The sequence below is a fragment of the Erwinia aphidicola genome, assembly GCF_014773485.1.
Lineage (GTDB): Bacteria > Pseudomonadota > Gammaproteobacteria > Enterobacterales > Enterobacteriaceae > Erwinia > Erwinia aphidicola.
The window spans coordinates 70,107-92,383 of sequence record NZ_JACXBP010000001.1 but is presented as its reverse complement, the minus strand read 5'-3'; the positions used below and the strand labels follow the sequence as shown (position 1 = coordinate 92,383).

The following is a 22,277-nucleotide window of genomic DNA, read 5'->3' as shown; positions in this document are numbered from 1 at the left end:
CAATTGTCGCCTTTTCACCCTCCCCATTGTAACATTGCCGCGCTTGACACCGATCTTCCTGGGGCTTTGCCTCACTACTGTTTACGTCAGGGCAACACGGCAACAGATGAATAAAACACGGCAACAACAACTCACCCGCTGGTTGAAAAGTCAGAGTGTGCACGGCCATCGCTGGCTGCGTCTCTCCTACATGCTGGGCACGTTAAGTGCGCTCCTGATCCTCGCGCAGGCCTGGTTCCTCGCCTCGCTGCTGCAGGCGCTGCTGGTTGATCATCAACCGCGCGATACGCAACTGCTGCATTTTATTCTGCTGCTGGCCTGCTTTGCGGCGCGCGCCTGGCTGGCGTGGCTGCGGGAAAAGGTGGGGTTCAAAACGGGTCAGGCGATCCGCCAGGCGCTGCGCCAGCAGGTGCTTAACCGCCTCTCCGATCTCGGCCCCGCCTGGGTTCAGGGCAAACCTGCCGGCAGCTGGGCTACCCTGCTGCTGGAGCAGATCGAAGAGATGCAGGATTACTACGCGCGCTATCTGCCGCAGATGATGCTGGCGGGGATTATCCCGCTGCTGGTGCTTATCCTACTATTCCCGGTTAACTGGGCGGCTTCGCTGATCCTGCTCGCCACCGCGCCGCTGATCCCGCTGTTTATGGCGATGGTCGGTATGGGCGCCGCAGATGCCAACCGCCGCAACTTCCAGGCACTGGCGCGCCTGAGCGGGCAGTTTCTTGACCGCCTGCGCGGGCTGGAAACGCTGCGCCTGTTTCACCGTGCCGAGGCTGAAACGGCAAACATTGCCGAGGCTTCCGAGCAATTCCGCCAGCGCACCATGGAAGTGCTGCGCATGGCCTTCCTCTCCTCGGCGGTGCTGGAGTTCTTTGCCTCTATCTCAATTGCTCTGATCGCTGTCTATTTCGGTTTCTCCTATCTTGGCGTGTTCGACTTCGGCCACTACAGCGGTGCGGTGACGATGTTTGCCGGTTTCCTGGTGCTGATCCTGGCGCCTGAGTTTTACCAGCCGCTGCGCGATCTGGGGGCGTTCTATCATGCCAAGGCCCAGGCTGTGGGTGCTGCCGATGCACTACAAACCTTTATTGAAGAGAGTGAAGGCGCGGCGCTCCAGCGTGGTGAACTCACGCCTGAATTACACCATGGCTTAAGCCTGGTCGCGACCGATCTGACGATCGTCACCGCTGACGGCAGTCAGCTCGCCGGGCCACTTAGCTTCACCCTGCAGCCAGGGCAGCGCGTGGCGCTGGTCGGGCAAAGCGGCGCCGGGAAAACCTCGCTGATGAACGTGCTGCTCGGCTATCTGCCCTATCAGGGATCGTTACAGGTTAACGGCGTCGAATTACGCGATATTGCCCTGCCCCACTGGCAGCAGCAGCTGGCGTGGGTGGGGCAAAACCCGCATCTTCCCGCCAGCACGCTGCGGCAGAATATTCTGCTAAGCGGCAACCACGATGAAGCCCGTTTGCAGCAGGTGCTGGAACTTGCCGGGGTCAATGAGTTTCTGCCGCGCCTGCCTGCCGGGCTGGACAGTGAAACCGGCGATCAGGCTGCCAGCCTGTCGGTTGGCCAGGCGCAGCGCGTTGCCGTTGCCCGCGCGTTGATGAAGCCCTGCCAGCTGCTGCTGCTGGATGAACCTGATGCCAGCCTTGATGCGCACAGCGAGCAGCACGTCAATCACGCGCTGCTGGCGGCTTCGCATGCGCAAAGCACGCTGTTAATCACCCATCAGCTCGACCGCCTGTCACAGTGGGATGAAATCTGGCTGATGCGCGACGGTAAAATTGTCCAACAGGGCCGTTGGCAGACGCTGGCGAATCAGCCCGGCGCATTTGCTGACCTGCTGGCTCAGCGCGGAGGATCGCTTGAATGAAAACCCTGCTGCCGTTTTTAAAACTGTATCGTCGCCACATTCTGCGCCTGCTGTTCGGCATGCTGCTGGCGGTGGTGACGCTGCTGGCCAGCATCGGCCTGATTACGCTGTCCGGCTGGTTCCTCGCCGCTACCTCACTGGCCGGTGTCGCAGGGATTTACAGCTTTAACTATATGCTGCCCGCCGCCGGAGTACGCGGTGCCGCCATCAGCCGCACCGTCGCGCGTTATCTTGAGCGCCTGGTGAGCCATGACGGCACCTTCCGCGTGCTGCAGCATCTGCGGGTGTTTACCTTCAGTAAGCTGTTGCCGCTCTCCCCTGCCGGCATTGCCCGCTTCCGCCAGGGAGAGCTGCTTAACCGACTGGTGGCGGATGTCGACACGCTCGATCACCTCTACCTGCGGGTGATTTCACCGCTGGTCGGGGCGCTGGTGGTGATTGTCGTGGTCACTTTTGGCCTGAGCTTCCTTGATACTTATCTGGCCCTGACGCTCGGCGGCCTGATGCTGCTGACACTGGTCGCACTGCCACCGCTGTTTTACCGTGCCGGGCTGCCCGTCGGCGCCGATCTTACCCGCCTGCGCGGCGAGTATCGTAGCGGCCTGACGCGCTGGCTCCAGGGCCAGGCAGAGCTGAGCCTGTACGGTGCGGCACAGCGCTTTCGTGACGCGATGGATGCCACGGAACAGGCCTGGCTCAGCGCACAGCAGCGCCAGGCCAGCCTGACAGGGCTGTCACAGGGGCTGGTGATGCTGATGGGCGGAATTGCCGTCACGCTGATGCTGTGGCTGAGTGCCGCAGGCATTGGTGGCGACCCGTATCCGGGTGCGTATATTGCGCTGTTTGTCTTCTGTGCACTCTCCGCGTTCGAAGCACTCGGTCCGGTGGGCACCGCTTTCCAGCATCTTGGCCATGTGATTGCCTCCGCGCAGCGCGTAACGCAGATTATCGAACAGCGCCCGGCGGTCACCTTCCGCCAGGCTACGACGCAGGCCTCGGGACAGGCTGCGCTCACGTTGAGCAACATCAGCTTCGGCTACGCTGACAACGCGCCGCTGGCGATCAGAGATCTCTCTCTGGATATCACACCAGGCGAACACATAGCGCTGCTGGGTCGCACTGGATGCGGCAAGTCGACGCTGCTGCAGCTGCTGACGCGCGCCTGGGATCCTCAACACGGCACTATTCAGCTCAATGGCCAGCCGCTTGACCAGTACAGCGAAGCCGACCTGCGCGCGCGCACCAGCGTCGTCACCCAGCGCGTGCATCTGTTCAGCAGCACGCTGCGCGATAACCTGCTGCTGGCCGCGCCCGACGCGAGCGATGAACAGCTGAGCGCCGCGCTGCAGCAGGTCGGGCTGGAGAAACTGCTGGAAAACAATCAGGGTCTCAACGCCTGGCTTGGTGAAGGCGGCCGTCAGCTGTCGGGTGGCGAACTGCGCCGCCTGGGACTGGCGCGTGCGCTGCTGCACGGCGGCGATCTGATGCTGCTGGATGAGCCGACCGAAGGGCTGGATGCGGAGACCGAACAGCAGATCCTCGCGCTGCTGCGCCAGGTGGCACAAAACAAAACCCTCATCATGGTCACCCACCGCCTGCGCGGCCTGGCACATTTTGACCGGATTTGCGTTATGGACAGCGGCGAAATCATCGAACAGGGAAATCATGCCGAATTAGTCGCAAAACAGGGTCGCTACTGGACTTTTCTGCAGCGCTTTGCGCTATAGTCATTAGCTCTGCCCTGTTGAGAATCTGCGGATGCGCCTGATACAGCTTTCACGCGAATCGTTAAACTTCCCGCCGCCAGAAATGGCGCTGCGGGAACCTAATGGCCTGCTGGCGATGGGCGGCGACCTTAGCCCGGCTCGTCTGCTAAATGCCTACCATAAGGGGATCTTCCCGTGGTTTTCCCCTGGCGATCCTATCCTGTGGTGGTCACCCGATCCGCGCGCCGTGCTGTTACCCGAAGCCTTTCACCTCAGCCGCAGCATGAAACGCTTTCACAGCAGGTCACCCTACCGGGTGACAATCAATCAGGACTTTCAGCAAGTGATCGAGGGCTGCGCCAGCGATCGCCAGGAAGGTACCTGGATCACCTTTGAGGTGAAGCGCGCCTGGCTCAAGCTTTTCGAACTCGGGCATGCGCAGTCGGTTGAAGTGTGGTTCGGCGATGAACTGGTGGGCGGCATGTATGGGCTGGCGCTCGGGCAAATTTTTTGCGGTGAGTCGATGTTCAGCCGGCGGGAGAATGCCTCCAAAACGGCACTGCTGGTATTTAGCGAGTGGTTCCATCGCCAGGGCGGAAAGCTGATAGACTGCCAAGTGCTTAACCCTCACACCGCCTCACTCGGCGCAGAAGAGATCGCGCGCGCCCGCTATCTGCAATACGTCTATTCCCTCGCACATCAGCCACTTATCACCGGCTGCTGGCAACCGCAGCGGCTTTTTTAATGCAATTCCCCGATGTTTTTCAGGCATGCCGATGAGAACAGTGATATAATATGCGCGTTTGGTATGTCGTCCGCCTTTCACCGGTACAAGATGGTGATGCGGAATACCAGGCTGGGAATCTCAACGCACCTTGTCAGAACTGTTTTAATCGTGCGACAAAAGCATATTTAAACAGATTCTTAGCCCGCTGTTCCCCCACGCTGACGCCATTTACTCCAGATTTAAACGTAACCCGTCTGCGCAGGTGTGCGCTTTAGAGGGGTTGATGTGGGTGAATTCATCCACAATTCTTTACTTAATACGTGAAATTCGGCATTATCTTGCCGGTTCAAAACTAAGGTAGTCCACCTAGAGGATTCGATGGCCAAAGAAGACAATATTGAAATGCAGGGTACCGTACTCGATACGTTACCTAACACCATGTTCCGCGTTGAATTGGAAAACGGTCACGTGGTTACCGCTCATATCTCCGGTAAAATGCGCAAAAACTATATCCGCATCCTGACGGGCGACAAAGTCACTGTAGAGCTGACCCCGTACGACCTGAGCAAAGGCCGCATTGTCTTCCGTAGTCGCTAATTTGCCCCATTCTGCCGTGCTGCCGCGTTAACGCTTGCCGCACTGATAATCCAAACCGGACTGCTCTCAGTCCGGTTTTTTTATGCGCCAAATATATTTTCCAGCCCCGCTAAAGTGCCTTCAGGCCGTGCCGATAAATCAGAATATTCTTAAAAATAGCTGAATGAATCAGCTCTGATAACTCTGATGGTGGCAATAATAATGAAAAAAACGCTTCACGCTTTCCCGCTTAAACCGCTGGTCATTGTCCTGACAGCAGCGCAAAGTTCAGCCCTGGCCCACGCGACGCCCGTACCCAGCAATGAGATTAACGACTCCTCGTATGCTGCCCCTTACGTGGTTTCCACAGACACCTTAACCATCACCCCTAACGGCATGGTGAGTGCTGATACTCAGCAGTTCGCCGTGCGCAACTCCAGTACCACTACGCTGATTGATAATCAGGGATCCATTTACAATCAAACAGCTATCGGCTTGTACAACGGCGGCGATCTCGCAACATTGAAAAACTCCGGTTTCATCACCTCCGATACCGGCATAGCGCTTGAAAACGACAATAATATTGGCTCACTGATCAACAGCGGTTATATCAACACCAACAGCTCTTCAGGTTCGCGATATAGCGGTATTGGCATCGCCAATTTCGGCACCCTGAGCGCGTTAAACAACACCGCAAGCGGGATTATCTCCGGTACCCAAACGGCGATTTTCAACCAGGGGCAGATTACCACGCTGAACAACGACGGTTTTATCGGTCCCTTTAACCCAGGTTTGAACGTATCCACTAACAATGCAATAACCAACAGTTTTAATGGTGCCATCGGCACCATAAATAACAGCGGTACCATTGCTGGCAATATTATCCACACTTCCAGCAATGAATTGGTGATTAACGGCGGCAGTGACCGACGGGGCCAGCTGACAGGCGCAAACAATTTTATCATCGGTCCAGTAATGGCTAACCCGACAGGCCAGATTGTCGCCACCGGCGCCGATGTCAGCTTTGGCGGGGGAATGCTGCTGCTGAATGATAATGTGGACCTGGGTGGCAGCCATACCCTCACCAACCGTGCTGATGTGCTGGTCACTCAGCCACTCACCATTCGCGGCAATTACCATCAGACCCAAGATGCTATCCTCAATCTCGGGGTTTCTGACACCACGTATGCCCAGGGCAGCGCGCTTGATATCGGCTATGGCCGCCTGACCGTCAGCGGCAACGCGCTGATTGATTCCGGCTCGACCATCCGTTTAAGCAGCACCGGCAGCAGCTATGGCTTTGCCAGCGGCCAACGCTATCTGGCAATCAGTGCAGGCAGCGCGACCTACAATACCAGCGCCCTGCACTACGTGGTGGATAACTATAACGGTGTGGTTACGGCGAAAGTGATCGATAACGGTAGCACCAGCGATCTGGCCCTCTATCTCGATGAACCCGCACCACCTGTAACACCACCTGTAACACCACCAGTAACTCCACCAACACCAGTGACGCCAGTCACCCCGACCACGCCAACGGTGCCGGTTTCACCCCCGACCACGCCGACAGAGCCAGTCACCCCGGTCATTCCGGTAACGCCAGTCATTCCGGTCATCCCGGTGACGCCGACCACGCCAACCGCTCCGGTAGCGGCCAAACCGCTGCCCACCACCGGTAATGCGATAGCATCGATCAGCGGTCTCTCCAGCTACAGCGGCTTTTCTGCTGGCCTGCTCGACCTGTTTAACGCCTCTAAAACCCTTACCACGCAGGCTGAGGCTAACCGTATTGGCGAACAGCTGGCTCCGGCACAGAACAGCATGGCTTCCGCCGCAACCTCCTCCGCATCAATGGATGCACTGGGCGTTGTAGGCAGCCATCTGGACGGTCTGCGCACTGCGCAAAGCGGCAGCGCTCGCGGTATCGCCACCGGTGATGACAGCCTCGACTGGGCGGCGTGGGGCAAACCGTTCTACGGCAGTGCTCGCCAGGGAATGACTGATAACGTCAGCGGCTACCGCGCCCACTACGGCGGCCTGGTGCTGGGTCTTGACCGCCAGCTGCCCGGCAACTGGCGCGCGGGCGTGGCGCTGAGCTACAGCCGTACCTCGGTAAAAGGTGCTGATAACCTGAAGGGCAACAGCAGCGATGTCGACGCCTGGGGCGGTATCGCTTACGCCAGCTACACCGGCGAACCGTGGTTTGTCAACCTCAGCACCAGCCTGACCCGCCAGTCTTACGAAAGCCAGCGCGCCGTTGACTTCAGCGGCTTTAGCGACAGCGCCAGCAGCCATTTCCACGGTCAGCAGGCCGCAGTGAAAGGTGAATTTGGCTACCCGCTGGCGCTGGGCGATGCCACCGTGCTCACCCCGCTGGCCAGCCTGAGCTACAGCTATCTGCATCAGGGCAGCTATCAGGAGAGCAGCGATGGCGGCAGTGCATTATCCGTTGACAGCGCGCACAGCCAGTCGTTCGAAAGCAGCCTCGGCAGCAAGCTGGCGCACAGCTGGTCGACCGGTGCCGGAGAGCTGTCGCCGTTTGTACAGCTGATGTGGACGCATCAGTATGACCGCAGCCCGATGAAAACCTCCTCCGGCTTCAGTGCAGACAGTATTGGCGAGACGCGCTTCACCACTTCGGGTGCCAGCCCTGCTAAAGACAGTGCCGAAGCCAGTATTGGTGCCACGCTGGCCCATGCTGATGATCTGAGCCTGGAAGCGCGCTATGACCTGCAGGCCGCTCCGCACTTTAAGGGGCAAACCGTCAGCCTGCAAGTGCGCAAGCTGTTCTAATCTGCCGATGCGACTGTCGTTTTTAAGCGCAGGATTACTGGGGTGCAGCCTGCTTTGCGGCGGCTGTACCTCAGCCAATCGTCCTGAAACTGCCGAGGCCATTGCGCAGTCGGCGGGATTCCAGCGCGGCGAAATTCACGCCGCGCCCTTTATTCTCAGCTGGTGGGGACGAATAAGCGATCCGCGCCAGCCGCTGCATCTCTACATTGAGGGCGATGGCTTTGCCTGGGTCACGCCCAGCCAGCCTTCCCATGACCCGACACCTTTTAACCCTGTGGCGCTCAGGCTTGCTGCCGCAGACCGCGCTGCCAATGTGATCTACCTGGCCCGCCCCTGCCAGTTCATTGCGATGACGCGTAACCCAAGCTGTTCCCCCCGCTGGTGGACCGATCTGCGCTACGCGCCCACAGTGATTGACGCCATGAATGATGCCGTCAGCCAGCTGGTGCGCCAGACGCCCGGTCAGCCGGTGGTGCTGACCGGGTATTCCGGCGGCGGTGCGGTGGCCGCGCTGGTAGCGGCAAGACGCCACGATATCCAGTCACTGCGCACCGTGGCGGGCAACCTGGACAGTGAGGAAGTGAACCGGCTGCATCAGGCCAGCGCAATGCCCGGCTCGCTGAATGCTAAAGACGTCGCGCCTGCCCTGGCGCGGCTACCGCAGATCCACTTCTCCGGCAGCGACGATCGGGTAGTACCTGAAAGCGTGACGCAGAGTTACGCGCAAGCCAGCCACAGCGCCTGCGTGCGTATTGTCAGCGTGGCGGGAATGACGCACGGCGGCGGCTGGGCCGCACTCTGGCCGTCGTTACTCCGGCTGCAACCCACCTGTCGATAGGTAAAAAAAAAGCCTGATGATATTCATCAGGCTTTGTTATTCACATCACGGTTAGCGGTTAGTGAACGGTACCTTCCGCTTTACGCTTCTCGGCACTGAGGAAGTGATAGGTCAGCTGGTTGTTGTCTTTATCCAGCGCCACCGACACCGAGCCGCCGTCAACCAGCGAACCAAACAGCAGTTCATTAGCCAGCGGTTTCTTCAGGCTCTCCTGCACGGTACGCGCCATCGGACGCGCACCCATCGCTTTGTCGTAACCTTTCTCTGCCAGCCAGTCACGCGCATCATCACTGACTTCCAGCGAGACGCCTTTGGCATCCAGCTGAGCCTGCAGTTCGACAATAAACTTGTCGACCACCTGATGAATAACGGCCTGGTCGAGATGCTTGAACCAGATAATATTATCCAGACGGTTACGGAACTCTGGGGTAAAGATCTTTTTGATCTCTTCCATCGCATCGGTGCTGTTGTCCTGCTGGATCAGGCCGATAGATTTACGTTCCGTTTCCCTTACCCCGGCGTTGGTAGTCATCACCACCACCACATTGCGGAAGTCCGCTTTGCGGCCGTTGTTATCGGTCAGCATCCCGTTATCCATCACCTGCAGCAGCAGGTTGAATACGTCAGGGTGAGCCTTCTCGATTTCGTCCAGCAGCACCACCGCGTGCGGATGTTTAATTACCGCATCGGTTAACAGGCCGCCCTGGTCAAAACCAACATAGCCCGGAGGCGCACCAATCAGGCGACTGACGGTGTGGCGCTCCATATATTCGGACATATCAAAACGCAGCAGCTCAATGCCCAGCGCTTTCGCCAGCTGAACGGTCACCTCGGTTTTACCGACGCCGGTAGGGCCAGCAAACAGGAAGGAACCGACCGGTTTACGATCCTGGCCCAGCCCTGCACGGCTCATCTTGATGGCTTCAGTCAGCACTTCAATGGCATTGTCCTGGCCGAACACCAGCATTTTCAGGCGATCGCCCAGGGTTTTCAGGGAGTCGCGATCGGAAGCCGATACGCTCTTCTCCGGAATACGCGCAATACGCGCTACCACCGTTTCGATGTCAGACACATTCACCGTTTTCTTGCGTTTGCTGACTGGCATCAGGCGCGCACGCGCACCCGCTTCATCAATGACGTCGATCGCCTTGTCCGGCAGATGACGATCGTTGATATATTTCACCGCCAGCTCCACCGCTGCACGCACCGCTTTCGCGGTATAACGCACGTCGTGGTGCGCTTCGTACTTCGGCTTCAAACCGGTAAGGATCTGCACCGTTTCATCAATTGATGGTTCAGTAATATCGATCTTCTGGAAGCGGCGTGCCAGCGCACGATCTTTTTCGAAGATATTGCTGAATTCCTGATAGGTGGTCGAACCCATCACGCGGATCTTGCCGCTCGAGAGCAGCGGTTTGATCAGATTAGCCGCATCGACCTGGCCACCGGAGGCCGCACCTGCACCGATGATGGTATGGATCTCATCGATAAACAGAATGCTGTTGTTATCCTGTTCGAGCTGCTTCAACAGCGCTTTAAAACGCTTCTCGAAGTCACCCCGATATTTAGTACCAGCCAGCAGTGAGCCAATATCCAGCGAGTAGATGGTGCACTCTTTCATCACTTCCGGCACGTCGCCCTGCACAATACGCCAGGCCAGCCCCTCAGCAATCGCGGTTTTACCGACGCCCGATTCCCCCACCAGCAGCGGGTTATTCTTGCGGCGACGGCACAGCACCTGGACAGCACGCTCCAGCTCTTTATCGCGGCCGATCAGCGGATCGATACCGCCAACACGGGCAAGCTGGTTAAGGTTGGTGGTGAAGTTTTCCATACGATCCTCCCCGCCTGCTTGCTCTTCGTTAACCGGATTTTCCGCGCCAGATGCCGGGCCTGGCTCATCTTTGCGCGTGCCGTGAGAGATAAAGTTCACCACATCAAGGCGGCTGACTTCATGCTTGCGCAGCAGATAAGCTGCCTGTGATTCCTGCTCGCTAAAAATAGCCACGAGGACGTTTGCCCCAGCCACTTCACTGCGGCCGGAAGACTGGACATGGAATACTGCACGCTGCAGTACGCGCTGGAAACTGAGCGTCGGCTGTGTGTCGCGCTCTTCTTCACTAACCGGCAGGACCGGGGTGGTTTGTTCAATGAAGGCTTCAAGCTCCTGGCGTAATGCCACGATATCCACCGTACAGGCTTCCAGTGCCTCTCTGGCCGACGGGTTACTGAGCAGAGCCAGTAACAAATGCTCGACGGTCATAAACTCATGTCGGTGCTCACGCGCTCTGGCGAAAGCCATATTTAAACTGAGTTCCAGTTCTTGATTGAGCATAGGCACCTCCCCCAATAGATCGCCTTATTCAGGCTTTTTCCAGCGTACAAAGCAACGGATGCTCATTTTCCCTGGCATATTTGTTCACGTGAGCGACTTTGGTCTCTGCCACTTCGGCAGTGAAAACACCACAAATCGCCTTTCCCTGGTAGTGAACCGTAAGCATCAGTTGCGTTGCACGTTCAACATCATAAGAAAAGAACTTTTGCAGCACGTCAATAACAAATTCCATAGGCGTATAATCGTCATTGTTCAGAATAACTTTATACATCGATGGTGGCTTGAGCTCTTCACGCACTTTGTTATCAGCAAGCTGTTCAAAGTTAAGCCAGTCGTTAGTCTTTCCCATACATATCCAGTGTGATCAACGTTACCTGATTACGCCAGACTAACATCATTCAGGTTAGGAATAACATGAAGAAAATGTTGAGCGGCGCGGTGGAAATTGTCTACAGAACTGGTCTTTCGCGACCTTCATCACAAAATTTGCAATAGCGTTAACTGCTTCAAATTTTGATGATTTTGTCCCTGCGATAACCGTCCGTTTGCTTGACCCTTGATACCATTTCTCTACAGTACAGCAACAGGCTGAATATCTTTTAATCAGCCGTCAGGTCAACAAACCTGAACACCTCCACTCAATTAGAATGTCTTGCGAGGGATGTAGAAGCATGGAGACGGGTACTGTTAAATGGTTCAATAACGCCAAAGGCTTCGGTTTCATCTGTCCTGTGGGCGGTGGCGAAGATATCTTCGCCCACTACTCGACCATTAAGATGGACGGATACAGAACGCTAAAAGCCGGGCAACAAGTCCAGTTCGATGTGCATGAAGGGCCAAAAGGCAATCATGCGAGCCTCATCGTCCCTGTGGAAGAGGCCATGGCAATTAGCGCCTGACCCTTCACAATCATTCTGTACAACCCTACGGTAAAATGCCAGCCACTGATGCTGGCATTTTTCTGTTTCTCGCTGACGTTCAACTGATATGGGTTGTGTTAAGCCGTTTTCAAGCCCACCGCGTTAATCCGCTTTGCCGCGTGCCAGCCACTGTACCTGGGCGAACATGTTGCGTAACAGCAGAGGAATGGACTCCGTACCACGCTGTGCCGCATCCATCGCCACCGCGATGGCTAAATCCGGTTTAGAAGAGTGCTGAATCGCTTTGGCGATGACGCGCCGCAGGTTCATTGGCGCATTGGGCGGCAACCGTGCCGTCCGATGATATACCTCTGCGAATCCCTGCCTGTACAGGAAATGCTCCATATCCAGTGCGGGTAACTGCGTCAGGTGCTGCTGTTCTGCCTGGCTGTCCCCTTCCAGCTGGCTGCGGGCGGTAGCAGAATACTTCCTGCCCGCTTCATCGCCGTCGGTCAGTACATGCCACTCGATGCCCATGCGGCGGGCAAATTTCAGCAGCGGGCGCAGCCCGGATTGCGCGAACTCAATCACTTTCACCCCTTCCGCGGCAAAGTGATAGCCGCACTGGCGCGCCAGCTCGTTCATTACCCACACCTCCGTCTCACCTTCGACCAGCAGCCAGCAGCGGGCAAACAGCGCCGAGGGGCGGTTAAAGCGGATGTGGAACGCAATGCGGCGGCTCTCTTCCGCACTCATGCCCTGCGGCCCCACACGCCAGGCTTTGACCCGCTGCGGCTCGCGCACCAGGCGGCACACCTGCTCGACTGGTACCATTGAGAGCAGTTCGCCAGAGTTGGTGGTGGCCATTTTTTGCAGCGGCAGCAGCGATAACAGTCCCCAGGCCACCGCCAGCATAATCGGGTGCAGGCGCGTTTCCGGATCCTCAATCAGCAGCAGTGGCCTGGCCTGCGGGTCAAGATGATGCGCGCCGCGCGCCTGTACCAGCAGGGCAAACATCCGCAGCAGGATCAGGCGACGGCTGCGGCTGTCGGCATCCGCAATCAGCTGATTAATGTTGTCGAGATAGCGCCAGCCACGCCGCGATGCCTGCTGATGAGCAGCACGTCCGCTCTGGGAAGAGGCCGCCGGCAGCTGAACCGAGAAGTAGTGCTCTAACAGCTGCTGCATGGTGCTCAGCCCCTGACGCAGTGCGCCATCGGTGAGATTCTGTGGCCGCGACTGTAAATCCCGCGTCAGCGTCTCAATCTGGCTGGCCAGCTGGTTAAATGACGGCGGGTCGCCAGAGGCGTCCGCTTCCAGATGCAGCCGCCGGTTAAAGCGCGCATCGCGCAGGCGCAAAACCGGATGGAGCCGCGTTAGCGTCTGCACCCGCGCCGTCTGATCCCCCGGGATCACCGCGCCGTTCGCATCAACAAATTCATGGCGCGTGACCACCGCCTTCTCTGGCTGCAGCTCGCCGCAAACCCGGTAACAGAGCCGTTTTAACTCGCCCTGCGCGGGCTGCCACAGCCCGTTAAGCGGCTGATAGCGCGCCGCCTGATGCTGCCCGGCCTCATACTCAGCAAAAGTAAAGCGCACCTCAATCTGCTGCGCCCGCGCTGCTGCGCCATAGGGCGAACAGTGAAAGTCGGCGGGGCTAAACTGGTAGAGTTCCCCGGGTGCCAGCAGCAGGGTCAGCGCATCCAGCAGGCTCGATTTCCCCCAGGCATTCTCCCCGATCAGCACGTTATCCTGCTCCAGCGGTAGTGAGAGCTGGTTCAAACCGCGAAAACCGCTAATCTCAATCAGTTGCAGTATCATAGGGCGCTTTCCTGTTGTTTCTAATCAGGATCTGAGTGGTGAGAAGTGTTAGTTAGTTTCGTGCTTTGCAAGTCATTAGGTCCAGGTCTGCCATGAGCGATAAGCAGACATATAGCAAGTCTTATAGACCGGCATTGATGCAGTACCTGCTTAATGATCTAAGCTTAACGCCAAAACTTCGATAGCTGTCGCTGAGAGAAGAAAAAGAGGGTAACCATGGCAACACTATCCAATTTTATGGACAATACGATGAGCTGACAGGCGTTATGTAAGCCGGAACTTTGCCGACAGCCAGTTTATAAAGGCCCTAAGTCTGGCGCTCTGATGCGGGTTCGGCGGATAAATCACGTGAAAAGGAAGTTTTGGATGCCCCCAGTCCGTGAGCAGGGGCACGAGTCGTCCGGCATCAATATCCTGCTGCATAAAGCGGCGGAGATGCTGACCGATGCCAAGCCCGGCCACCATCATTTGTGCAAGACCATCCCCCTCGTTAACTGAAAAGTGGCTCTCATGGATCTCAACTGACTTATCCCCTTTCGTAAAAATAAGGGGCTCCATCCGACCTGTGGAAGCAAAGAAGTAGCCGACTATTTTATGGCCCTTCTTCAGGTCATCAGGTGAGGCTGGGGTGCCGTATTTTTCGAGGTAGGACGGTGATGCACAGGTGACATAGTCCAGTTCAAAAATCTTACGCGCTATCATGGACATATCCTGCAGTTTTCCACCGCGGATGGCACAGTCGACGCCGTCTCCGACGATGCTCACCGTCTTGTCACTCACCCCCAGGGATACAGTCACATCCGGATATTCCTCATGAAACTCCGGTAGTGCGGGGATCAGAAGGCTGTGCGCGAGGGAAACCGGCGCATCAATACGAAGATTTCCACGCGGCTTATTTTTTTTACTTCTGACGGCGTTGTCAGCAGCATCCACTCCGCTTACCAGGCGAACGGCCTGATGGTAATACTCAAGTCCTTCAGGCGTCACGGCAACGGAGCGGGTTGTACGATGTATAAGCTTTATGCCGAGATGTTTTTCCAGGTCAGTAATCAACTTGCTGACAGTCGATCGGGGCAGTCCGAGCTGATCGGATGCCCTGATGAAGGAGGATGCTTCCACAACCCGCACATAGGCGCGCATAGCCAGTAATTGATTCATCCCTTCATCTCCATTCAGTCCGAAAAAAATCATTATCCATACATATGGACAGAGATGACAGTATTACCCCCTTTTTCCCTGCATTACAGGCCTTATTGTAGAGGTGGGGTTTACCTGTGCTTTGCACCGTTCCGGTATTTAGCACATCGAATTTAGCTACTTGCCGGGGCGTTTATTCGCTGGTCCTGATAATCCGTTGCATACCGTTTCCGTAATGCTTGTCTGTTCAGCACAGGAACCTCGTATATACGAGTGTATGGCGGGATGAAAAAAACAGATGTCTGCATCGCTTCAGACACAAGAAAGAATAAGGGGAAACAGGAAAATGCGTTCGCATCACCACAACTCCGTTGAAACATCGGATAAAAAAGGAGGGGTATGGCTGGCAGTGATTTCACTTGCCCTGGGATCCTTCGCATCCGTTACTACAGAGTTTTTGCCTGTCGGCTTACTGCCTGACGTAGCCAGCACATAGCTACCCTTATGGCATTCAGCGTGTTCATTCTGCATATGTGGCAGTCTCAGGTAGTCAAAAACGCGCGGCGTTAGGGATATTTCGCGGTAAGCGCAGCGTCCGGACTACGCTGTTTAAACCAGGTCTGACGCTAATTACCGTCAGACCTTTTTTTATCTTCTGAAGAGAGGCAGGTCGGACAGCATTTTTTTCAGATTCAGGGCATCCCAGGGGAGGTGTTCAGCAATACCAAGGCCAACAACGTCAGCTGCCTTTTCAGCCTGTCTGATAACGTCAGCAGCCTCTTTCAGGGTCAATCTTCCTTTAGCTGTGCCATCCCATTTTCCCGGCTCGTCGTCCGGGCGCGCAAACATCACGGCACGAAACTGATTGGCATCCAGCACGTCCAGATCAAAGTGAATAGCAAGATGTGTAATGTTCTCCTTACGTATCCAGTCAGTGATTTTACTGCTGCCTGTGCGTATTTCATCCGGACTGCAGGTCTGAATACCGTTATTTTTGATGAAGTCAGCCTCGTAATCTGATGGGCTGTGAATGCCGGCAATCATCACCCGGCTGGCACTAACAGGGTGAGACACTCGAGCGGTTAATTCTGGATCGCCATTGCCCATGAGCGCCCCCAGAACGTACGCATGTGCATTTTCATATTGAGCAGGCGTCATTACATCAGGATGCGTATCAACCCACAGAATGCCAAGTCCTTCACCCCAGCGTTTGCTGAGCCAGGCAAATGGCTCGAGATCAATCAGACAGTCACCTCCGAGTACTGCGATACGGTCGGGGTTATGTTTACGGATAAGTGCCGACGCGTTATCCAAATCGCTCATCAGATGATGACGCCCCCGGATCCCCTTTTCGTTCTCTGTCTTGGTGTCGGGAGTGGTAACGGCAACCTTTTCGGTTGGCATGACCGTTTCCGGGGCGAGCCAGGCAAGCATCTCTGCGCCAAAATGATACTCGGGCAGATTTCCCCCCGTCCAGAGCGGAAATATAAGTCGTAGGCCTTTATTCTCTGTCTTACTCATGATTACTCCTTGATAGTCTGATGAGTTACGGAATGGACAGCGAGCTGCGCAGGAGAGCGTCAAACCGATGATGTCCTCTTGCCGAACCAATGAAACGTATTTCGTTCCGCTCAGAATAGTCAGATGCTCATGAAGAACAAGATGCGTTATATGACATCACCATCCACCAAAGTGAACAATGACCCCAGACATTATCGGTGAAGAGTGACTGTCAGACTTATGCAGGGGAAAGCAGTTAACCAAATCACAGCCCCGAAGTTTACAGTCTAAAGCCATGTTGAACAGGGCTAGATCGCGCGCTTTGCCTTCCAGTTCAAGTCTGATTCGAATCCCCCAGATGTGAGATATCTGAAGCGGTCTTTTTTGTCCGATGATACGGTCTTTGTTCCACAGTGACGTGTTCATGCTAAAACCTCCTGCAATGTGGGAGATTTAAGTATGATTGTCCCTAATGAGCGAGAAGCGGACATTGACTTCGCATATTGCAAAGAAATTCTGAAAGCGAATGGTCGGGTTATGCGAGATACTTGCACTAGTAAATACATTGGGACTGCTCATGACTAATATCATCGCGAACATTACCCCGGAGAACAAAGGTTTTTTGGGGTTAAAAATGGAGAGCATGGCTGCTGGATTTAACATGCTACACAGACTCGAAGAAAACTGGCTGAACGGTCAAAACCGCTTTGATAAGCCAGGTGAGAATCTGTTAGGTTTTTATGGCGACGGATTACTCATTGGCGTGTGTGGATTAAACCAAGAACCATACATGCCTTCAGTTCGGGGTGGACGACTCCGTCATCTCTATGTAGGAACCGAATGGAGAAGAAGCAAGGTTGGCATTACTTTGCTCAGGGCAATACTGGAGGGTTCTGGCCGCTGGTTTGATTTTATCAACACTAACGCGCCTCAATCAGCATTCACCTTCTATGAACGTGCTGGCTTTATTCCGCTAAGAAATGTCGATAAAGTTACCCACCGTCTATATCTTACCGATATTTAATGTTAATCCTCTGACACTGTGTCAATTGATTGATGGATAATGATGTGACCAACGTCCACTTCTGGCACAAAGCAGACTTTCATTATTGACAACTTTAAAAGCCAGCGGTGATGAGTAGAACGACCTTAAGCGCAATCTAAGACCCTGACCTTGAGTCAAGACATCATCACCAGATAGAGCAGTCGGTTAAAATCTTCCCTCGTACTGCAGAATATATGCACGTGGGCAATGTCACTCTCGATGGTGTATAGAACACGATATTGGTTATCGAGATCAAGCCATTCGTATAGCTCAACGCCCTTCTCAAGTGCCTCAATGTTTTTATGATGTATACCCGGCCTCTCACCTATTGCGGTAGCTGCGCGCATCAACAGATCATCAGCAAACTCTTGTGCGGCCGACAATCCATGATAAACAGCCTTATACTGCTCAACCAGCCGGAGGGTAATCTGCCCTGTTTTAGAAATCAGTACCTTCATCACAAACCCTATGAATTACGTACTTGACGACGTTCTGCAAGTAACTCTTCAGGGGTCACGCTTTCGTTCTGCGCAAAATCCTGCTTCGACAGACCGACGAGCTTGAGCATGGCGTTGATTTGTTTATCGGCTTCACGCTCCGCGAGATCTGCTTCCCTTTCTGCCGCAGTTTGGATGAACAACTCAGCAGTACCGTTACGGGTCACAAACACGCCGCCTTTGAAGTTCTCAGGGGATCCGAGTAAGTCGCGTGCGTTTTTCTGGGAGATAGTGGCCACGGGGAACCTCTTTTGACTCGTTTGAAGAAAATTAAATAGTGAGTGGGTTACTGATTATGCTAATCATGCATGACTTAACTACCCATGATGTGGTTACTATATCATCGGCACCTTGGGCGTCAATAATTTATGACAAATTCTTCCCCAACCTCATCACATCCATCAGTTCAGATCGGTTAGCTTAATGTCCCATCCCCCCATTTCGGCTGATGCTTTCCTTAGCAGGATGCATTATGTTTATCACACTTATCCTGCAGGGTATAACCATGATAACAGTAAAGAAATCAGATCCATTTTCTTCAGAATCCCATCGCTTAATCGAAATGCTGTCAGCAGAACTTGCCGCTATTACTGATGATAATGGCAAAGCTGTCGGGTGCTATGCGGCCATTAACGCAAAATATAGCTGAGCTTAAAAGAATGTTTTCAGACCGAAGTGTGTCAGGGGTTGGCGGTGTCTTACTCACTTTTTTTGAAAAATCTGCCAAAGAGATGGGATATACAGAACTTAGGCTGAAAACCCGACACATTAACTATCGGGCTGTAAATTTCTACGAGGAAAATGGTTATATCCTTATTGAGAATTTCGGCCCATATATTGGCAGGACATAAGAACAAGCTATCTATTGATGCTCAAACCCTGCTTTTCGCCTCTAGTAACGCGCTGGTACAGTTTAGTCCAATGCTGATCATTCCCATTTTGATCCCATTGATGACCCATCATTTGGGTGCACAAAAAGACCAGCTGCCATTGTTGTTCTTAAGCGGAGGGATTGCAGGTTATCTCTCCACAAAATTAACAGGTGTTCTGACATCGCGCTTTTCCGCTCTGAAGCTGGCTACAGTCTCAACACTACTTTTTGTAGTCAGTTTACTGATCCCTGCTATGGGCTTGCACAGCGCGTTATTACTTTATTTCTGGGGGCTTCGTATAGTCGGCTGGTTTCATCATCTTCGGTTACGATCCAGTATCCAGCTGATCAACAACGCGCCAGTTTTTCTTCGTTACAGACTGCGATAATGTCTCTGATAACAACTCTTGCATTCTTTTTGTCGTCTTTATTACTGCCTGACTACAGCATAACAGCACAGAACTTAGACCGATTACTTGCACTCTGTGCATTAGCTGCGACTGGGTTTCCCTTGATGGTCATGGCACTACAAAAGAAACTGGCTAAACGTATTCGCCAGCCCGACCACTTTGTTAATGATTAGCACAACAACCGCTCCTGGTACAAAACAGACGGTGACAGATCATTCATCTATTTGAAGATGCTTCTCATCGGATTGGCTCTATAACTTGCTAACTGGATTTAGCCTACGAGAACTATTAAACAGAAAAAGATAGCAAGTAAATACTCATTAATAATTGAGTTTTACACATAACTCACTGATAACGGCATTCAGATGTATGGATGGTAGCAGGCTTGCTGGTGGTCAAGTGAGCTAACGCATCACATCATCCTCCCCGTCTGGCAGAGTCGTCTATGCTTTGCACTGTTCGCCAATTCGAATGGATTTCTGACCTGGGAGAATTTAATGAAGCAAACTATTGCCGCACTGCTGGCTAAAACCCTTGAGAGCGCGGGCGTAAAACGTATCTGGGGCGTCACCGGCGACTCGTTAAACGGCCTGAGTGACAGCCTGAATAAAATGGGCACTATCCAGTGGATGCCGACCCGTCATGAGGAGGTGGCCGCCTTCGCCGCGGGTGCAGAGGCGCATCTTAGCGGGGAGCTGGCGGTGTGCGCGGGTTCCTGCGGGCCGGGCAACCTGCATCTGATCAACGGCCTGTACGACTGCCACCGCAACCATGTTCCGGTGCTGGCGATTGCCGCCCATATTCCTTCTGCCGAAATTGGCAGCAACTATTTTCAGGAAACGCATCCGCAGGAGCTGTTCCGCGAATGCAGCCACTACTGTGAGCTGGTCTCAAACCCGGAGCAGCTGCCGCAGGTGCTGGCGATTGCGATGCGCAAAGCGATTCTCAATCGTGGTGTCTCAGTGGTGGTGCTGCCCGGCGACATCGCCCTGAGTGCCGCCCCGGAAGGCGCATCATCCGAGTGGTATCCGCCGCAGCTGCCGCAGGTGCAACCGGTCCCCGCCGAGCTGGCAAAGCTGGCGGAGGCGCTGAATCAGGCGGGTGATATCACACTGCTGTGCGGCAGCGGCTGCGCCGGCGCACATGCCGAAGTGGTGAAGCTGGCGGAGACGCTGAAAGCGCCGGTGGTTCACGCCCTGCGCGGTAAAGAGCATATCGAGTACGACAATCCCTACGATGTCGGCATGACGGGACTGATCGGCTTCTCCTCCGGCTATCATGCCATGATGAATGCCGACACGCTGCTGGTGCTGGGCAGCCAGTTCCCGTATCGCGCCTTCTATCCGCCGAAAGCCAGGATTATTCAGATCGATATCAATCCGGGCAGTATCGGCAGCCACTGCCACGTGGAGATGGCGCTGGTCGGCGATATCAAAGCCACCCTCAGCGCGCTGCTGCCGCAGCTGAGCGTGAAGTCAGAGCGCAGATTCCTGGACAAGGCGCTGGAGCACTATGCCAAAGCGCGTAAAGAGCTGGACGACCTCGCTACCGCCAATGACAAGCAGCCGATCCATCCGCAGTATCTGGCGCAGCAGCTCAGCCTGCACGCCAGTGAAGATGCCATTTTCACCTGCGATGTCGGCACGCCAACCGTCTGGGCGGCGCGCTATCTGAAAATGAACGGTAAGCGTCGCCTGCTCGGCTCCTTCAGCCACGGTTCAATGGCCAACGCGATGCCGCAGGCGATTGGCGCACAGGCCATTGATAAGCAGCGCCAGGTGATTGCCATGTGCGGCGATGGCGGTTTTAGTATGCTGATGGGCGACTTTCTCTCATTGGCGCAGCTCAAACTGCCGGTCAAAATCGTGGTGTTTAACAACAGCGTGCTTGGCTTCGTGGCGATGGAGATGAAAACCGGCGGCTATCTCACCGACGGTACCGAACTGGAGAATCCTAACTTTGCCGCTATCGCCAATGCCTGCGGGGTAAAAGGCATCCGCGTTGAGCAGGCCTCGCAGCTGGATGAGGCGATCCAGCAGGCGCTGGCGCACGATGGCCCGGCGCTGATTGATGTGGTGACCGCCAAAGAGGAGCTGGCGATGCCGCCGCAGATTGAGTTTGAGCAGGCCAAAGGCTTCAGCCTGTATATGCTGCGCGCCATCATTAACGGTCGCGGCGACGAGGTGGTTGATCTGGCAAAAACCAACTGGCTGCGGTAAAAGAGTTAAAGCCTTTTCACGGACGCTGCGGCGTCCGTTTTTACTTCAGGAGAGCAAGCGTGATCGACTTACGTAGTGATACCGTAACCCGCCCCACTCAGGCGATGCTGGCCGCCATGATGGCAGCTGAAACCGGGGATGATGTGTACGGCGATGATCCCACCGTCAATAAGCTGGAAGCTGAAGTGGCACGCCTGAGCGGTAAGCCTGCCGCCCTGCTTCTCCCCAGCGCAACACAGGCCAATCTCGTGGCGCTGCTGTGCCACTGCCAGCGTGGCGAAGAGTATATTGTCGGCCAGCTGGCACACAACTATAAATACGAAGCGGGCGGTGCAGCGGTTTTGGGCAGCATCCAGCCACAGCCGATTCTGGCGGCGGCTGACGGTACGCTGCCGCTGGATGTCGTGGCGCAGTTTATCAAACCTGATGATGTGCACTTCGCCATCACCCGCCTGCTCAGTCTGGAAAACACTCACAACGGTAAAGTGCTGCCGCTCGCCTATCTGCAGCAGGCATGGGATTTTACCCGCGAACATAAACTGGCGCTGCATGTTGACGGCGCACGTATTTTTAACGCCGCCGTGGCGCTGGATGTGCCGCTGGAGGCCCTCGCCCGCTACTGCGACACGCTGACCCTCTGCCTGTCAAAAGGGCTGGGCTGCCCCGTGGGTGCAATGCTGTGCGGGAGTCATGAGTTTATCGCGCGCGCGCGCCGCTGGCGTAAAATGACCGGCGGCGGCATGCGCCAGGCGGGAATTCTGGCAGCGGCCGGGCTGTACGCGCTGGAGCATCATGTTGAGCGCTTAAAAGAGGATCACGACAACGCCGCCTGGCTTGCCGGGGCGCTGCGTGAAATTGGCGTCGAGGTCACGCGTCAGGATACCAACATGGTGTTCCTGCGCCTGCCGCAGGCGCAGGTCGCGCAGCTGGGACCGTGGATGAAAGCACGCGGTATCCTGGTGAGCGCCGGCGCGGTCACGCGCCTCGTGACGCACCTCGACGTTGATCGCGCCGCCCTGCAGACGCTGGTCAGCGAGTGGCAGGCATTCCTCGCCGCACACTAACC

The 22,277-nt window shown here is 55.3% G+C and carries 17 protein-coding genes and 3 pseudogenes; 12 read left to right on the top strand and 8 right to left on the bottom strand.

Features of this window, described 5'->3' with window-relative positions; translation table 11 throughout:
- The first annotated feature begins 106 nt into the window (after positions 1-106).
- From cydD to ID864_RS00405, 6 genes are all read left to right on the top strand, one after another.
- Positions 107-1,876, top strand: a complete 1,770-nt coding sequence (gene cydD / locus ID864_RS00430) for a heme ABC transporter permease/ATP-binding protein CydD (protein ID WP_048916548.1) — start codon at positions 107-109, stop codon at positions 1,874-1,876.
- The gene (cydC, locus tag ID864_RS00425; RefSeq protein WP_048916549.1) at positions 1,873-3,603 is read left to right on the top strand and encodes a heme ABC transporter ATP-binding protein/permease CydC; all 1,731 of its coding nucleotides are present in this window, start codon (positions 1,873-1,875) and stop codon (positions 3,601-3,603) included. The genes cydD and cydC overlap by 4 nt, the downstream gene beginning before the upstream one ends.
- Positions 3,604-3,634: 31 nt before the next feature.
- Positions 3,635-4,327, top strand: a complete 693-nt coding sequence (gene aat, locus ID864_RS00420) for a leucyl/phenylalanyl-tRNA--protein transferase (RefSeq protein WP_048916550.1) — start codon at positions 3,635-3,637, stop codon at positions 4,325-4,327.
- 360 nt (positions 4,328-4,687) lie between these two features.
- The gene (infA, locus tag ID864_RS00415) at positions 4,688-4,906 is read left to right on the top strand and encodes a translation initiation factor IF-1 (protein ID WP_002211347.1); all 219 of its coding nucleotides are present in this window, start codon (positions 4,688-4,690) and stop codon (positions 4,904-4,906) included.
- Between the two features lie 201 nt (positions 4,907-5,107).
- Positions 5,108-7,678: an autotransporter family protein gene (locus ID864_RS00410; RefSeq protein WP_191149248.1), complete on the top strand. Its 2,571-nt coding sequence runs from the start codon at positions 5,108-5,110 to the stop codon at positions 7,676-7,678.
- Positions 7,679-7,685: 7 nt separating this feature from the next.
- Complete coding sequence (locus tag ID864_RS00405) at positions 7,686-8,516, top strand: lipase family protein (RefSeq protein WP_048916552.1); 831 nt, start codon at positions 7,686-7,688, stop codon at positions 8,514-8,516.
- A gap of 58 nt (positions 8,517-8,574) precedes the next feature.
- On the opposite strand, the gene clpA is transcribed toward ID864_RS00405, so the two are convergent.
- Together clpA and clpS are read right to left on the bottom strand one after the other, a co-directional pair.
- Positions 8,575-10,851 carry an ATP-dependent Clp protease ATP-binding subunit ClpA gene (gene clpA / locus ID864_RS00400; protein ID WP_048916553.1) on the bottom strand — a complete coding sequence of 759 codons (2,277 nt, stop codon included), beginning with the start codon at positions 10,849-10,851 and terminating at the stop codon, positions 8,575-8,577.
- A gap of 28 nt (positions 10,852-10,879) precedes the next feature.
- Positions 10,880-11,200: an ATP-dependent Clp protease adapter ClpS gene (gene clpS, locus ID864_RS00395; RefSeq protein ID WP_048916554.1), complete on the bottom strand. Its 321-nt coding sequence runs from the start codon at positions 11,198-11,200 to the stop codon at positions 10,880-10,882.
- Between the two features lie 322 nt (positions 11,201-11,522).
- Here clpS and cspD point away from each other — a divergent pair, with 322 nt between their 5' ends.
- The gene (gene cspD / locus ID864_RS00390) at positions 11,523-11,750 is read left to right on the top strand and encodes a cold shock-like protein CspD (RefSeq protein ID WP_048916555.1); all 228 of its coding nucleotides are present in this window, start codon (positions 11,523-11,525) and stop codon (positions 11,748-11,750) included.
- Between the two features lie 123 nt (positions 11,751-11,873).
- Here the strand turns inward: cspD and ID864_RS00385 are convergent, their stop codons facing one another.
- From ID864_RS00385 to ID864_RS23865, 4 genes and pseudogenes are all read right to left on the bottom strand, one after another.
- Positions 11,874-13,532 (bottom strand): ATP-dependent nuclease, encoded by a 1,659-nt coding sequence (locus tag ID864_RS00385; protein WP_191149247.1) that lies wholly within the window; start codon positions 13,530-13,532, stop codon positions 11,874-11,876.
- A 264-nt stretch (positions 13,533-13,796) separates the two neighbouring features.
- The gene (locus ID864_RS00380) at positions 13,797-14,690 is read right to left on the bottom strand and encodes a LysR family transcriptional regulator (protein ID WP_191149246.1); all 894 of its coding nucleotides are present in this window, start codon (positions 14,688-14,690) and stop codon (positions 13,797-13,799) included.
- Between the two features lie 627 nt (positions 14,691-15,317).
- Entirely contained in the window at positions 15,318-16,190 is an 873-nt protein-coding gene (locus tag ID864_RS00375; protein WP_191149245.1) for an arginase family protein, read from the bottom strand.
- Positions 16,191-16,427: 237 nt separating this feature from the next.
- Positions 16,428-16,595: pseudogene (locus tag ID864_RS23865) on the bottom strand (integrase); the annotation flags it as partial.
- 151 nt (positions 16,596-16,746) lie between these two features.
- Between ID864_RS23865 and ID864_RS00370 the strand changes: the two are divergent.
- On the top strand, positions 16,747-17,193 hold the full coding sequence (locus tag ID864_RS00370; RefSeq protein ID WP_191149244.1) for a GNAT family N-acetyltransferase: 447 nt from the start codon (positions 16,747-16,749) through the stop codon (positions 17,191-17,193).
- A 155-nt stretch (positions 17,194-17,348) separates the two neighbouring features.
- Here ID864_RS00370 and ID864_RS00365 read toward each other — a convergent pair whose 3' ends face one another.
- Both ID864_RS00365 and ID864_RS00360 read right to left on the bottom strand, forming a co-directional pair.
- The gene (locus tag ID864_RS00365) at positions 17,349-17,672 is read right to left on the bottom strand and encodes a hypothetical protein (protein ID WP_191149243.1); all 324 of its coding nucleotides are present in this window, start codon (positions 17,670-17,672) and stop codon (positions 17,349-17,351) included.
- A gap of 8 nt (positions 17,673-17,680) precedes the next feature.
- Complete coding sequence (locus ID864_RS00360; protein WP_191149242.1) at positions 17,681-17,950, bottom strand: hypothetical protein; 270 nt, start codon at positions 17,948-17,950, stop codon at positions 17,681-17,683.
- 233 nt (positions 17,951-18,183) lie between these two features.
- Between ID864_RS00360 and ID864_RS00355 the strand changes: the two are divergent.
- From ID864_RS00355 to ltaE, 4 genes and pseudogenes are all read left to right on the top strand, one after another.
- Positions 18,184-18,562, top strand: a pseudogene (locus ID864_RS00355) (GNAT family N-acetyltransferase).
- Positions 18,563-18,569: 7 nt separating this feature from the next.
- A pseudogene (locus ID864_RS00350) lies at positions 18,570-19,165 on the top strand (MFS transporter); the annotation flags it as partial.
- 324 nt (positions 19,166-19,489) lie between these two features.
- On the top strand, positions 19,490-21,211 hold the full coding sequence (gene poxB / locus ID864_RS00345) for a ubiquinone-dependent pyruvate dehydrogenase (protein ID WP_048916557.1): 1,722 nt from the start codon (positions 19,490-19,492) through the stop codon (positions 21,209-21,211).
- A gap of 59 nt (positions 21,212-21,270) precedes the next feature.
- Positions 21,271-22,275 carry a low-specificity L-threonine aldolase gene (ltaE, locus tag ID864_RS00340; protein ID WP_191149241.1) on the top strand — a complete coding sequence of 335 codons (1,005 nt, stop codon included), beginning with the start codon at positions 21,271-21,273 and terminating at the stop codon, positions 22,273-22,275.
- The last annotated feature ends 2 nt before the right edge of the window (positions 22,276-22,277 follow it).